This is a genomic window from Streptomyces sp. f51, from assembly GCF_037940415.1.
Lineage (GTDB): Bacteria > Actinomycetota > Actinomycetes > Streptomycetales > Streptomycetaceae > Streptomyces.
Map to the genome: position 1 here is coordinate 5,856,178 of NZ_CP149798.1, position 14,500 is coordinate 5,870,677.

The window sequence follows — 14,500 nt, forward strand, 5'->3', positions numbered from 1 at the left end:
GACGGCTCTCGGTGTACCGCGCGTCGCTGATGAACGGGTTCTTCCTGCCCCGCCGCATGGGGCGGACGGCGTTGCTGCGCTATGCCGCGCTGCTCGACGGGCAGACCGTGAACCTGCACGCCGAGCTGCCGGCGTTCGTCACCGAGGCGGAAACGGCCGAGATCGTCCTGCGCCGCGGGCTGCGGCGGCATCGCCGCCCGGCGCGCGTGTATCCCGACCTCGAGGGGCCCTGGCTCATGGATGCCGCGGTGCTGCTCGGCGCCGAAGCGGGCGGAGTGCCGGTCCGCCGGGGCCGCTGGAAGCTCAGTCTCGAAGTGCGTTCCGGGCGCCGGAGCGTGCGGCTGCCGCTCACGCTGACCGAGCCGACGACGCCGCGCAAGGGTGCCACGGGCCCGATGGCACGCTCGCCCCTCACCGCACAGCGCTACCGCCTCGGACGTACCGTGCGCGGTGACGCGCGCGTCGTGTGCACCAGGATCAGGCCCGCGGCGGAAGTGGCCGCTGTGCACGTCCAGCACGCGCGTATCGACGTCGATCTGCGGGTGCTCGGAGTCCGGGCGACCGCTCCCTGGGCCGAGGTCGTGGCCGCGGAACGGCGGGTGAGGTGCCCGCTCGCCGAGGTGCAGCCCGGCGTCTGGCGGCTGGAGGTGCCGCTGTCGGAGATGGTTCCGGCCGGCGGCGGGCGCGAGCACTGGGACGTCATGGTCCACCCGGGCCGGGGCGCGCCCCTGCGTCTCGCCAGGCGGCTCCACGACGTACAGGCACCGCGGCGGGTGTTCACGATGCGCAAGATACTCGTGTCACCTCGCCGCGGCGTGCTGATGAGGATCGAACCCCGGTACACGGCGGCAGGGAACTTCAGGTTCGCCTGCGCCGACGGCGACCGGGCTGAGTGAGGAACGAGATTTGAGAGTCGCCTTTCTGCTGACCCAGGCGGATGTGCTGGGTGACGCGGAGCGCGCCGTGTTCGGACATGCCACCGCGCTCGCGGGCCGGCACGAGGAAGTCCGGGTCATCAGTGTGTTCAAGGAGCGCCGCCGGCGCTTCGAGTCCCCGGACCCGCGTGTCGACGTCGCGTTCCTCATCGATTCCGTCAAGTCCCGCGCCGTGCGCCGGTCCGGACTCGCCGACGAGGCCCAGGAGGCCCTGGCCGCCCTGCCCAGCGACATCGTCGAGCGTCGGTGGGACGACCGTTTCCACCGGCTCGCCGACATCGAGTTGGAGCACGCCCTGCGCCACCTCGACACGGATGTCCTGATCACCACGTCGCCCGCGCTCCTCGCGTACGTCGCGCGGTTCCTGCCGCCGCACATCATCGCCGTCCACTACGAGCTCGGCGCCCCCGAGGCCGCCCGCCCGGCCGCCGAGCCGCTGCTGCGGCACCTCGTGCGCTGCGACGCGCTCGCCCTGCCGCGGGCCCGTTCGCGCCAGTGGTTCACCGAGACGTTCGGGCAGGCGGTGCCGCCGGTCGCCGTCACACGGCCCGCGCTCGCGCGCAGGTTCCGGCCCCGGTCGACGCTCGAAACCCGTATGGTCACGCTCGTCGCCCGCCTGGAGGCACGTTCCGGCGTGGGGCAGGCGCTGACCGCGTGGGCCAAGGTCAGCCCGCAGCACCCCACCTGGACCCTGCGGATCATCGGCGACGGCCCGCTCGGCAAGGCACTGCGCGCCCAGCGCGACGAGCTCGGCCTGCACAGCAGCGTCCAGTTCGTCGGCGAGGCGCCGGCGGACCTCTCCGAGGAATGGGCCAAGACGAGCATCGCTCTCAGCGCGGCGACCGAGGACGCGCTGGGGGTGTTCCTGATGGAGGCCCACGCCGCCGGCGTCCCCGTGGTGGCCTACGACTGCCCGACCGCTCCGAGCGAGGTCGTGCAGCACGGGCAAACCGGTCTGCTGGTCACCCCCGGCGACACCGACGCCCTGGCCGACGCGCTGCTCAAGATGATCGAGAACACGGATCTGCGCTGGTCGACGGGTGCCGAGGCGGCCCTGGCCGCGACCGGGTTCCGGTACAACCGCAACTTCGACCGGCTCTTCGTGAACCTGGAGGCGGACCGCGTCTCCGGGCGCCGTGACAGACGCAAGGCCGCCCGGATCGCTGCACACTCGCTGACCTCGGGCCCCGAGGGCCAGGCGAGGGCGGCGGCCAGCGCTCCGCGCAGTACGCAGCATTCCGAAGAGCTCGCGACAGCCGAGGAGCGCATGCTGCGCCGCGGCGGCGGACTCGTGCGCGACGGCGGGCAGGTGTGCCGCGTGATCGAGGCGGAGACCCCCCACGAGATCGGCCAGGCCAACCTGGCGATGGTCGCGACCGCCCTGGAGTCGGCCGACATCCCGTACTTCATCACCCGGACGACCAAGGTGCGGCACACCGTCGCCGTGCACGCCAATCAGCGGGAGGCGGTCCTGCGGGCGTTCGGCCGCAGCTTCACACGGCAGCCTGTGTACGTGGCGCTGCTCAACGAGCGGGACGACGCCGTCGTCACCACGCTCGGCGGCCTGACGACCGGTCACGCGCAGACCCCCTGTGCGGGAGTCCGGGTGTACCAGAGCGTGGTCACTCCCTCCCGCACCCTGCGCCTCGGGGCAACCTACGGCTGCACCGTCGCCTTCTGGGACGACGACGAGAACGACTCCGACTACATCGCCTCCCCCTTCCGCACGCTCATCGGCGCCCGGATCCCGACGGAGGCGCTGCGCCTGGACACGATGGTTCTGGGCGGACGCCGGTACCCGACGATCCAGGCCTTCAACCAGGAGCTCCACCACGACATCACGTTCCCCGTCGACGCCGTGTACACCTGGGTCGACGGTTCCGACGTCGAGTGGCTCGAGCGCAAGAACGCGGTGCTCGCGGCCAAGGGCATCGAGACGGAGGACGCGGCGACCAGCGCCGCGCGGTTCCGCAACCGGGACGAGCTGCGCTACTCCCTCAGGTCCCTCGACATGTACGCGCCCTGGATCAGGAACATCTATCTGGTGACGGACCGCCAGGTCCCGTCGTGGCTGGACACCACCCACCCCCGGGTGCGCGTGGTGGACCACACGGAGATCTTCGCCGGCCAGGGACAGCTGCCCACCTACAACTCGCACGCCATCGAGAGCCGGCTCCACCACATCGACGGCCTCTCCGAGCACTTCCTGTACTTCAACGACGACGTGTTCGCGGCACGGCCGATCCAGCCGAGCCTCTTCTTCCTCGGCAACGGGATGTCGAAGCACTTCATGTCGTCGAACGCCATCCCCATGAACCCGATCAACGACAAGGACGAGTTCAGCCGCATGGCGGCGAAGAACAACCGGCGGCTGCTGTCGGAGAAGTTCGGCAGGGTGCTGGTCAACTCCTTCATCCACGCTCCGCATCCGCTGCGCCGGAGCGTCATGCGCGACCTGGAGACGGAGTTCGCGGACGCGCTGTCCAACACCGCGGGCAACCAGTTGCGCAATGCCTCCGACGTCTCGGTCGCCTCGTCGCTGCACCACTACTTCGGCTACTACACCGGCCGCAGCGTGCCGGGCCGCATCGCGGGCGGTTTCGTCAACGTCGGGCTGAGCGAACAGGTGAAGAAGCTCAACCGGATGCTCGCCACCCGGTCCAACGACGTCTTCTGCCTCAACGACTTCCACGACGGCGACGTCTCGGAGGACGAACAGGACGCGACGCTGGCCGCGTTCCTGCCGAGCTATTTCCCCATCGCGAGCCAGTTCGAGACGGGCTCGCCCCGCAACCAGAGATTCCACGCGCAAGACCTGCCGGAGTGGCCGCTATGACCTTCGGAATGCCGGAAATCCCCCGCCACTCGCCGGAGCGCGGAGAATCCGTCGCACCGCCCGCCCCGCCGGCCCCGGCACGGACGTCCCTGGTCCAGATACTGGCCCACCCGGACGACGACCTGTACTTCATCAACCCCGATCTCCAGCGGGCGCTCGAGGCGGGTCACCGGGTCACCAGCATCTACCTGACGGCCGCGGAGGCCGACGGGCGCAACATCGACACCCGCGACCCCCGCCGGATGGACAGCCCGCCGGACTACGAGGGCTACGCGGAGGCACGCCAGCAGGGGCTGCGCGGTGCGTACGCCACCATGGTGACCGGCGACCGCGAGAGCGCGTGGGCGCGGGACGTCTTCACGTCCTCGACCGGCGTGACGGTGGACCGTTCCACTCTGCTGGCGGCCCCTCATGTCCAGCTGTTCTTCTTCGGGCTGCGGATCGTCAACGTCGGGCACGGCTTCCCGGCCGACGTGCCGCCCGTCCGACTGGCCACGCTGTGGAGCGGGGACTCCGCCGCCCAGCTCACCCTGATCGCCGCGGAGTCACCGGTCCCCGGGCCTCAGGAGATCACGAAGGACGCCCTGGTGCGTTCCCTGACCGAGTTGCTCCAGCGCACCCTTCCCGACCAGTTCTGGACGATGGATCCGGACCCCTGGCACAAGGACTGGGACGAGGAGCGCGGACCGGTCTCCAGCGACCACCAGGACCACACCGCCGCGGCGCAGTTCGCGCTGGCCGCCCTGGACGGCTACATGGCGGAGGGCGGCAGGCCACCGCTCGTCGATCACTGCGTCGGCTACAGCAACAGGATGTGGCCGAGCAACCTCTCGGAGGATGTCTGGGCCGAGAAGAAGCGGGTGCTGGAGGTGTACACCTCCGCCGACGGACACGACTGCCGCCACCGCTACTGCGGTGACCTCCAGCTGGCCGACGGAGCGGACACCCGTCGCTACGGGTGGAGCACCAGGACCCGCTACGAGGGCGGTACCGACTGGCTCCACCTCCAGGCCGACGGCCGGCTCGCCGCCTACGCCGTACTCGGCGGTCAGGTCGCCGTGTGGACCGAGAGCGAGCCGGGCAGCGACCACTGGAGCGGACCGGTGCCGCTGCCCGGCGGGGGGCTGACCCCCGCCCTGTCCGTGGCACCGGACCGCGAGGGCGGGGTACACCTCGTCGGTATCCACCGCACACCCTGTCCGGGCGGCACGGTGGAAGTCGACGTGGTCCGGATGTGGCGGCAGGCACACACCGGGGCGGTGGTGCCCTGGGAGAGCATCGGCAACCCCGGCGACCACACGGAGGACTGGAGGCGTCGCCGGGAGGTCGGCACTCCGGTGGCCGTCGTCGGCAGCTCGGGAATCCTGCACGTCTTCATGCGCAACTTCGGCTCCGGCGCCAGCGCCCGCCGCCTTGCCGACCACGGCTGGGGCGAGTGGGAGGACCTCCAGGGCCGCAACCTCCAGGACTGCCTGAACGCGGTCCTGCTGTCCACAGGCCGCATCGAGGTGTACGCCACCAACCGGTCCGGCGGGGTGCGCTGGTACCAGGACGGCATGTACGGCCCGTACAAGATGCAGGACAACGTGACCTCGGTCGACGTCGACGCCTGGCGGCCCACCGGAGGCATCACCCCCGTGCAGGCCGGCCGTTCGAGGTCCGCGATCTTCTACCGCGAGGAAGAGTCCGGCGAGGTGCTGTGCCTGCGGCAGAGGCCCGACGGCCGGTGGAGCAGGGAGGCCGACCGGCTGGGCGGAGACGGCGGGACGGGGCGGATCGCGGCGCTGCGGCAGCAGACCGGCGGGCGGGACCTCGTGGTCCTCGCGCGCCGGAACGCCCGGAACCGGCTGAGCACGGCTTTCCTCGCCACCCAGGGCCAGGACGAGGCACCGCGATGGACCGACCACGACGTGCTGATGGCGCGTCCGCCCACCCTGGCCCGCGACCACGCGGGCCGGATCGTCGTGGCGACGATCGGCACGGACGCGCGGCTGCGCGTCATGCGGCAGGCCAAGCAGGACATCGCCGACGGGTTCGGGCCGCCGGCGCTTGTGTGACACCCGTCCCGGGGGCGCGGGACCGAAAGACAGACAGAGAAGACTGAGGAAGGCACGAGCAAGACATGAGCAAGATCTGCATCCTGGGCAATTCCGTGGCCGCGCCGCGGACCGACAAGGAGGCACCGCTCGCCGGCTGGGGTCAGTACCTCGGCGAATTCCTGGGCGAGGGCCATGAGGTGCGCAACTACGCCCGCGATGCCATGACCCTGCGCGGCTACTTCGGCAAGCGCCTCACCACGCTTCTCAACCTCCTCAGCCCCGGTGATCTGGTGCTGATCGCCTTCGGCCACGACGAACAGCGCGTCAACCAGCTCAACCGGTACCACGCGCCGCGCGAGTACCAGGAGTACCTGCGCCTGTACGTCGACGCGATCGAGTCCGCGGGGGCCGTCCCCGTACTGGTCACCCCCGCGGCCCGCTGCTCCTTCGACGAGGCCGGGAACGTCGTGGACACCCATGGCGGGTACACCGAACTCACCCGGGAGGCCGCGGCCGAGACGGGCGCCGCACTGCTCGACATGGCCGCGTTCACGACGTCGATGCTCACCGAACTCGGGTCGACGCGAGCGCGCCGTATGTACCGCTGGCTGGACCCGGGTGAGCACCCGAACCACCCCGACGGCATCATCGACGCCCGGCACTTCGGCGAGCTGGGCGCACGCGAGGTGGCCCGGCGCACGGCCGCCGCACTCCGGGAGATCCCCGGTCTGCCGGGCGACCTGGTCGATCAGCTGCTGCTGACTCCCGGTGAGAGCCCGGAGCCGCTCACCGAGTTCGCGGTGAGCCACCCCGAGGCGGCTCTCGACATCCTCCCGACTCTGCCTGACAGGCCGGTCTTCACCTCGCCCGACCCCGGTCAGTTCGTGGGCGCGCAGCGCGAGTTCGCCGGCAAGGCGCCCGCCGGATCCGACTACGTCCTCTTCTACGAGGAGGGCCGCTACCTCGGTGGCACGGCCGTCTCCGCCTCCGGGACGTGGCAGTGGCGCCGGGTCGCCGGCTGGTCGGACGGCCCGCACCGGGTGGAGGCGCTCGCGGTCGCGGGCAACGCCGTCTCGCGCAGGAGCGAGCTGGAGTTCGAGGTCATCGAGCGCCTGGCGGCACCGCGGATCGTGAGCCCCGAGCCGGATGCCTGGACCGGGTCGCGCCCGAGCTTCTCCGGCAGGGCGTCCCTCGGCACGTCGAAGGTCATGGTCCTCGAACAGGGCAGGGTCATCGCGGAGGCACCCGTCAAGCGGGACGGGACCTGGCAGGTCACGCACGCCCACGACTGGCGGCCGGGCACCCGCACGGTCGAGTTCGTCTCGGTCTTCGGCGCCGTCCGTTCGGCGTCCGCCTCGCGGACCCTGCGCGTGCGCGGCATCCCCGAGGACAGCTGGCTGAACACCTCGCTGGAGTCGCGCGAAGGCTGCGCGGGCGGATGCGAGCACTACCCGGCCATGCCGGCCTGGTGAACCGGCGCCCGGCTCAAGGGTGTTGAAACGAAGGAGGGCCTCCGCGCGGTGCGCGGAGGCCCTCCTCACTTGTGCCGTGAAGCCGTTACGCCGGAACCGACGCCACGCCCTGCTCCAGGAAACGCTTGCCCGTAGCGCGTTCCGAGACGCCCTCGCGGTCCAGGTACGGGGTGATCCCGCCCAGGTGGAAGGGCCAGCCCGCGCCCGTGATCAGGCACAGGTCGATGTCCTGGGCCTCGGCCACGACGCCCTCGTCGAGCATGAGGCGGATCTCCTGGGCGACCGCGTCCAGGACCCGGTCCCGCACCTGCTCCTCGGTCAGGACGACGTCGCCCTGCTTGAGGAGAGCGGCGACCTCGGGGTCGAGCTCCGGCTTGCCGGAGTCGTAGATGTAGAAGCCGCGCTTGCCCGCCTTGACGACGGCCGCGAGGTTCGGGGAGACCGTGAAGCGGTCCGGGAAGGCCCGGTTGAGGGTCTCCGAGACGTGCAGACCGATTGCGGGACCGACCAGCTCAAGGAGGACGAGAGGAGACATCGGCAGGCCGAGCGGCTCCACCGCCTTCTCCGCCACCTCGACCGGGGTGCCCTCGTCGATGACGTTCTGGATCTCGCCCATGAAGCGGGTCAGGATGCGGTTCACGACGAACGCCGGGGCGTCCTTGGTGAGGACCGCGGTCTTCTTCAGCTTCTTGGCGACGGCGAACGCCGTGGCCAGCGAGGCGTCGTCCGTCTGCTCGCCGCGCACGATCTCCAGGAGCGGGAGGATCGCGACCGGGTTGAAGAAGTGGAAGCCGACGACCCGCTCGGGGTTCTTCAGCTTCGACGCCATCTCCGAAACGGAGAGGGACGAGGTGTTCGTGGCGAAGATCGCGTGCGCCGGGGCGACCGCCTCGACCTCGGCGAACACCTGCTGCTTGACGCCGATCTCCTCGAAGACGGCCTCGATGACGAAGTCCGCGTCGGAGAAGCCCTCGGCCTTGTCCAGCACACCGGAGACCAGGGCCTTGAGGCGGTTGGCCTTGTCCTTGTTGACGCGGCCCTTGAGCAGCAGCTTGTCGATCTCGGCGTGGACGTAGCCCACACCCTTGTCGACACGCTCCTGGTCGATGTCGGTCAGGACGACCGGCACCTCCAGGCGGCGCAGGAAGAGCAGGGCGAGCTGGCTGGCCATCAGGCCCGCGCCGACGACGCCGACCTTGGTGACCGGACGCGCGAGCGACTTGTCCGGCGCGCCGGCCGGGCGCTTGCCGCGCTTCTGGACCAGGTTGAAGGCGTAGATGCCGGAGCGGAGTTCGCCACCCATGATCAGGTCGGCGAGCGCCACGTCCTCGGCGTCGTAGCCCTTCTGGAGGTCGCCGTCCTTGGCCGCGGCGATGATGTCCAGCGCGCGGTAGGCGGCCGGGGCGGCCCCGTGCACCTTGCTGTCGGCGATGAAGCGGCCACGCGCGACGGCCTGGTCCCAGGCCTCGCCGCGGTCGATCTCCGGGCGCTCGACGGCGATCTCGCCCTTGAGGACGGCGGCCGTCCACAGCAGCGACTGCTCCAGGAAGTCCGCACCCTCGAAGAGCGCGTCGGCGATGCCGAGGTCGTAGACCTGACCGCCCTTGAGCTGCTTGTTCTGGTTGAGCGAGTTCTCGATGATCACCGAGACGGCCTTGTCCGCGCCGATCAGGTTCGGCAGGATCGTGCAGCCGCCCCAGCCGGGGACCAGACCGAGGAAGACCTCGGGCAGCGAGAAGGCCGGCAGGGCCGCGGAGACGGTGCGGTACGAGCAGTGCAGACCGACCTCGACGCCACCGCCCATCGCCGCGCCGTTGTAGTACGCGAACGTCGGGACCGCGAGGCCCGACAGACGCTTGAAGACCTCGTGGCCGCCCTTGCCGATGGCGAGCGCGTCCTCGTGCCGCTTCAGCAGCTCGACGCCCTTGAGGTCGGCGCCGACCGCGAAGATGAACGGCTTGCCGGTGACACCGATACCGACGATCTCGCCGGCCGCGGCCTCCCGCTCGACCTGGTCGATGGCGGTGTCCAGGTTCGCCAGCGACGCCGGGCCGAAGGTGGTCGGCTTGGTGTGGTCGAAGCCGTTGTCGAGGGTGATGAGCGCGAAGCGCCCGGCACCGAACGGCAGGTCGAGGTGGCGTACGTTCGCCGAGGTCACGACCTCGTCGGGGAACAGCTCGGCCGCTCCCTTGAGGAGTTCAGCGGTGCTCACTTGTCGCCTCCGGCGTCCTTGTGGTGCGGGTTCTCCCAGATCACCGTGGCGCCCATGCCGAAGCCGACGCACATGGTGGTGAGGCCGTAACGGACCTCCGGCTGCTCCTCGAACTGGCGGGCCAGCTGCGTCATCAGACGGACGCCGGAGGAGGCGAGCGGGTGGCCGTACGCGATGGCGCCGCCGTACTGGTTGACGCGCGCGTCGTCGTCGGCGATGCCGTAGTGCTCGAGGAAGGCGAGCACCTGGACGGCGAAGGCCTCGTTGATCTCGAAGAGGTTGATGTCCTCGATCGACAGACCGGCCTGGGCGAGGGCCTTCTCGGTGGCGGGGATCGGGCCGTAGCCCATGACCTCCGGCTCGACGCCCGCGAAGGCGTACGAGACCAGGCGCATCTTGACCGGCAGGCCGTTCTCGCGGGCGAAGTCCTCGGACGCGATGATCGACGCGGTCGCACCGTCGTTGAGACCGGCCGCGTTGCCCGCGGTGACCCGGCCGTGCACACGGAACGGGGTCTTCAGACCGGCCAGGTTCTCCAGCGTGGTGCCCGGGCGCATCGGCTCGTCGGCGGTGACCAGGCCCCAGCCCGTCTCACCGGCGGCCGGGTTGGTGTTGCGCACCGAGATCGGCACCAGGTCCTGCTGGATCTTGCCGTTGGCGTACGCCTTGGCGGCCTTCTCCTGCGAGCGCACGGCGTACTCGTCGGCGCGCTGCTTGGTGATGGTCGGGTAGCGGTCGTGCAGGTTCTCGGCGGTCATGCCCATGAACAGGGCGGACTCGTCGACCAGCTTCTCGCTGACGAAGCGCGGGTTCGGGTCCACGCCCTCGCCCATGGGGTGACGGCCCATGTGCTCGACACCGCCGGCGACGACGACGTCGTACGCGCCGAAGCCGATGGAGCCCGCGACGCTGGTGACGGCGGTCAGCGCGCCCGCGCACATACGGTCGATGGAGTAGCCCGGGACCGACTGCGGCAGTCCGGCGAGGAGGCCGGCCGTGCGGCCCAGGGTCAGACCCTGGTCACCGATCTGCGTGGTCGCGGCGATGGCGACCTCGTCGATCTTCTTGGGGTCAAGACCGGGGTTGCGGCGCAGCAGCTCCCGGATGGCCTTCACGACGAGGTCGTCGGCGCGGGTCTCGTGGTAGATGCCCTTCGGGCCCGCCTTGCCGAACGGGGTGCGGACGCCGTCGACGAAGACGACGTCCCTGACGGTACGAGGCACGATGGCTCTCCTCCAGATGCGGGATGGCACTGCTGCGCGACACACGCCTGAGCGCGCGCTCAGCACCCATGCTACTTACGAGTAACCAACCTGCCCAGTCCCGGGCGCGGGAGCGGCGAAGGTCACATCCGGAAGGCCTACGCGTTGCGGCCCGGCCGCGCGGACGGGGGCGGGCCGGGTGAACGGGGGAGGGCAGGTGGGAGGTCCGTGGGCCGGTGGCGCTCTCTCCGGCCGGCGCTCTCCGAGCGGCCCAGGATCTTGGCGTGATCTCGACGCCCATTCGACGGGTCGGTTCCGTGTCGGGGGGCCGTTCGGAGTAACGGGAGGCCGAGGAATCGGAGCGACGGGAGCGTTCGGGGCGACCGGAGTGCTCGGAACAGCCGGAGTGCGCGGAGCACTCGGAGTGGGCCGAACGCGCGACGCGCGTCGCGTACGGGCGCACGACCGGCGCATCGGTACGCCGACCGGAGCGCCCGGTCCCGCACCGGCGCACGCCGCCGAGGGGCTGTGCGCCGGATGCCGCCGGGCGGGGCCGTACACCGAGGTGGCCGTACGACCCCGGCGCCGAACCCCGGACCGGCCGGGCGGCTTACGGCGCCTTCGCCGCCAGCGCTGTCACCAGTGCCGGTGTGACCAGCTCGACCTGCCAGGGGCGTGCCCCGCAGGCGGTGAGCGCCGCGCCCACGGACTCCGTGTCCGGTGTCTTGGGCGGCTCCCAGCACACGCGCCGCACGGTGTCCGGGGTGATCAGGTTCTCCTGCGGCATGTTCAACCGCTCGGCCAGCGCCGACACCGCGGTGCGCGCGGCGGAGAGCCGGGCGGCGGCGGCCGGGTCCTTGTCGGCCCAGGCCCGCGGCGGGGGCGGCCCGGTCACCGGCTGTCCGGGCTGCGGCAGCTCGGCGTCCGGCAGCTCCTTCGCGCGGTCGACGGCGGACTGCCACTGCTCCAGCTGGCGCCGGCCCATGCGGTGCCCGAAGCCGTTCAGGGCGGCCAGGGCGTGCAGGTTGGCGGGCACGGCGAGTGCCGCCTCGACGATCGCCGCGTCCCCGAGCACCTTGCCCGGCGAGATGTCCCGGCGCTGGGCGATCCGGTCCCGGGTCTCCCACAGCTCCCGGACGACGGCCATCTGGCGGCGCCGGCGCACCTTGTGCATCCCGGACGTACGGCGCCAGGGGTCCTTGCGCGGCGGCGCGGGCTCGGCCTGGGCGATGGCGTCGAACTCCTGCCGGGCCCACTCCAGCTTGCCCTGCCGGTCCAGCTCCTTCTCCAGGGCGTCGCGCAGGTCGACGAGCAGCTCCACGTCGAGGGCGGCGTAGCGCAGCCAGGGCTCGGGCAGCGGGCGGGTCGACCAGTCGACGGCGGAGTGCCCCTTCTCCAGGACGAAGCCGAGCACGCTCTCGACCATGGCGCCGAGGCCCACCCGGGGGAACCCGGCCAGGCGTCCGGCCAGCTCCGTGTCGAAGAGGGTGGTGGGGATCATGCCTATGCCGCGGAGGCAGGGCAGGTCCTGGGTGGCGGCGTGCAGGACCCATTCGGCCCCGGAGACGGCCTCGCCGAGACCGGAGAGGTCGGGGCAGGCGACGGGGTCGATGAGCGCGCTGCCCGCGCCCTCGCGGCGCAGCTGCACCAGATAGGCGCGCTGGCCGTAGCGGTACCCGGACGCGCGCTCGGCGTCGACGGCCACCGGGCCGGTGCCGGCTGCGAAGGCGGCGATCACCTCGGCGAGGGCGGCGTCGTCGGCGATCACCGGCGGGATGCCTTCTCGGGGCTCCAGCAAAGGGGTCGGCGCCGATTCGACGTCGTCCGGAGGGCCGCCTCCGGTGGTTCGCAGTGAGCTGTCTGCTGCGGTCTCTTGGGCGTCGGTCACCTGTCAAGGGTATCCGTGTATGGACAACGCCCGTCGACGGAACGTTCCGTCGACGGGCGTCGGATGGTCGTAAACCAGTCAGGTGAGGGCAAGACGCGGTTCACTCGCGCGGGGAAGCGGTCAGGAGGCCCGGGGGCCGCCGGGTGCCGCGGGCAGGGCGTCGGGGGAGTGGTGCGGGGCGGGGGTCAGTGGATGATGCCGGTCCGCAGGGCCACCGCGACCATTCCGGCGCGGTCGCCCGTGCCGAGCTTGCGCGCGATGCGGGCCAGGTGGCTCTTGACGGTCAGCGCGGACAGGCCCATGGAGACGCCGATGGCCTTGTTCGACTGGCCCTCCGCGACCAGTCGGAGGACCTCGACCTCTCGTCCGGACAGTTCGCGGTAGCCGCCCGGGTGGCTCGGGGCACCCGGGGGGCGGCGGTGCATGCGGGCGGCTGCCGAGCCGATGGGCGCGGCGCCGGGCCGGGTGGGGAGCCCGACGTTCGTGCGGGTGCCGGTGACGACGTAGCCCTTGACACCGCCCGCGAGGGCGTTGCGTACGGCGCCGATGTCGTCGGCGGCGGAGAGGGCGAGGCCGTTGGGCCAGCCCGCGGCTCGGGTTTCGGAAAGGAGGGTGAGGCCGGAACCGTCCGGCAGGTGGACGTCGGCGACGCAGATGTCACGCGGGTTGCCGATTCGGGGACGGGCCTCCGCGACGGACGACGCCTCGATGACGTCGCGCACTCCGAGCGCCCACAGATGGCGGGTGACGGTGGAACGGACCCGGGGGTCGGCCACGACCACCATGGCGGTCGGCTTGTTCGGGCGGTAGGCGACCAGGCTTGCGGGCTGCTCGAGGAGAACGGACACCAGGCCTCCTGGGGGGCGGGACGGGACCGGCTCTGGGGGGCGAGCCAGGACGAACCGTGCTTTCAAGGTCACTGACGTCTTCGGCATCAAACCTGTGGACCTTTAGAGAATGATCACGATGGGGTGAGTAACAATCGGTTCAATTCGGACAGGCGATCGATCATCCGAAGATCGAACCGAGTCGTTCCGAGTCGTTCCGGGTCGTTCGGAGTCAATACGCGGCCGAAAGTGGTCGTATCGACAGTCGGCCGGTAAGGAAAAGGAAAGGGCGCGCGCGTCGGCGCGCGCCCTCACGGGGGTCAGCGGGACTGTGGTCCCCGGCGCTGCGGCAGGGTGACCACCGAGGCGTCGCCCGGGGTCACCGGCGGCAGCCCGGCGATCTGGCACAGCAGGTCGCACCAGCCGGCGAGGTGCGCGGCGGTGTCCGGTACGCCGCCGAGTCCCTCCCGGGGCGTCCACGACGCGCGGATCTCGATCTGAGAGGCGGCCGGGCGTTCCGCGAGCCCGCCGAAATAGTGCGAGCTCGCGCGCGTCACGGTGCCGCTCGGCTCGCCGTACGACAGACCCCGCGCCTGGAGCGCGCCGGTCAGCCACGACCAGCAGACCTCGGGGAGCAGGGGGTCGGCGGCCATCTCCGCCTCCAGCTCCGCGCGGACCAGGGTCACCAGACGGAAGGAGCCCTGCCAGGCGTCGTGCCCGGCCGGATCGTGCAGCAGGACGAGGCGGCCGTCGGCCAGGTCCTCGTCGTCGGCGACGACCGCGGCCTCCAGCGCGTACGCGTACGGAGCCAGGCGCTGCGGTGGTCGTGTCGGGTCGATCTCGATGTCCGGTCGCAGCCGGGCGGCCCGCAGTGCGTCCACGGCCGCCCGGAAGGGCAACGGGGCCGTCTCCGCCGCATTCCTGTCCCCCTCCTTCTTCTCCCTCGCGTCGTCCATTCCGCCAGCGCCGTCCGACAGTCGTCCCTGAGCCGCAGCCATGCCGGGAAGATTAAGGGGAACGGAGCCCGCGCGCAGGGAGAGACACCCGTGCGTGGGACCCCTGTCCGGATCGCGCCACGCGGACACCGCT

The 14,500-nt window shown here is 71.3% G+C and carries 9 protein-coding genes; 4 read left to right on the plus strand and 5 right to left on the minus strand.

Annotated elements, in window-relative coordinates:
* Positions 1-29: 29 nt before the first annotated feature.
* The 4 genes from WJM95_RS25430 to WJM95_RS25445 all read left to right on the plus strand — a co-directional run bounded on the left by WJM95_RS25430 (position 30) and on the right by WJM95_RS25445 (position 7,282).
* Positions 30-896, plus strand: a complete 867-nt coding sequence (locus tag WJM95_RS25430; protein ID WP_339132108.1) for a hypothetical protein — start codon at positions 30-32, stop codon at positions 894-896.
* Positions 897-906: 10 nt separating this feature from the next.
* Positions 907-3,771, plus strand: coding sequence for a stealth conserved region 3 domain-containing protein (locus WJM95_RS25435; RefSeq protein WP_339132109.1), 2,865 nt, complete (start codon positions 907-909; stop codon positions 3,769-3,771).
* Positions 3,772-3,779: 8 nt separating this feature from the next.
* Entirely contained in the window at positions 3,780-5,828 is a 2,049-nt protein-coding gene (locus WJM95_RS25440) for a PIG-L family deacetylase (protein ID WP_339132110.1), read from the plus strand.
* Positions 5,829-5,893: 65 nt separating this feature from the next.
* Complete coding sequence (locus WJM95_RS25445; protein WP_339132111.1) at positions 5,894-7,282, plus strand: GDSL-type esterase/lipase family protein; 1,389 nt, start codon at positions 5,894-5,896, stop codon at positions 7,280-7,282.
* A gap of 85 nt (positions 7,283-7,367) precedes the next feature.
* On the opposite strand, the gene WJM95_RS25450 is transcribed toward WJM95_RS25445, so the two are convergent.
* From WJM95_RS25450 to WJM95_RS25470, 5 genes are all read right to left on the minus strand, one after another.
* A complete protein-coding gene (locus WJM95_RS25450; RefSeq protein WP_339132112.1) occupies positions 7,368-9,494 on the minus strand; it encodes a 3-hydroxyacyl-CoA dehydrogenase NAD-binding domain-containing protein in 2,127 nt (708 codons plus the stop codon).
* Positions 9,491-10,717 carry an acetyl-CoA C-acyltransferase gene (locus WJM95_RS25455; RefSeq protein WP_339132113.1) on the minus strand — a complete coding sequence of 409 codons (1,227 nt, stop codon included), beginning with the start codon at positions 10,715-10,717 and terminating at the stop codon, positions 9,491-9,493. Before WJM95_RS25455 ends, WJM95_RS25450 begins: the two co-directional genes overlap by 4 nt.
* Before the next feature lie 589 nt (positions 10,718-11,306).
* Positions 11,307-12,584: a ribonuclease D gene (locus WJM95_RS25460; RefSeq protein WP_339132114.1), complete on the minus strand. Its 1,278-nt coding sequence runs from the start codon at positions 12,582-12,584 to the stop codon at positions 11,307-11,309.
* A gap of 185 nt (positions 12,585-12,769) precedes the next feature.
* Positions 12,770-13,432, minus strand: a complete 663-nt coding sequence (locus tag WJM95_RS25465) for a response regulator transcription factor (RefSeq protein WP_019073943.1) — start codon at positions 13,430-13,432, stop codon at positions 12,770-12,772.
* A gap of 299 nt (positions 13,433-13,731) precedes the next feature.
* Positions 13,732-14,409, minus strand: coding sequence for a DUF3000 domain-containing protein (locus WJM95_RS25470; RefSeq protein WP_339132115.1), 678 nt, complete (start codon positions 14,407-14,409; stop codon positions 13,732-13,734).
* Positions 14,410-14,500 lie beyond the last annotated feature (91 nt).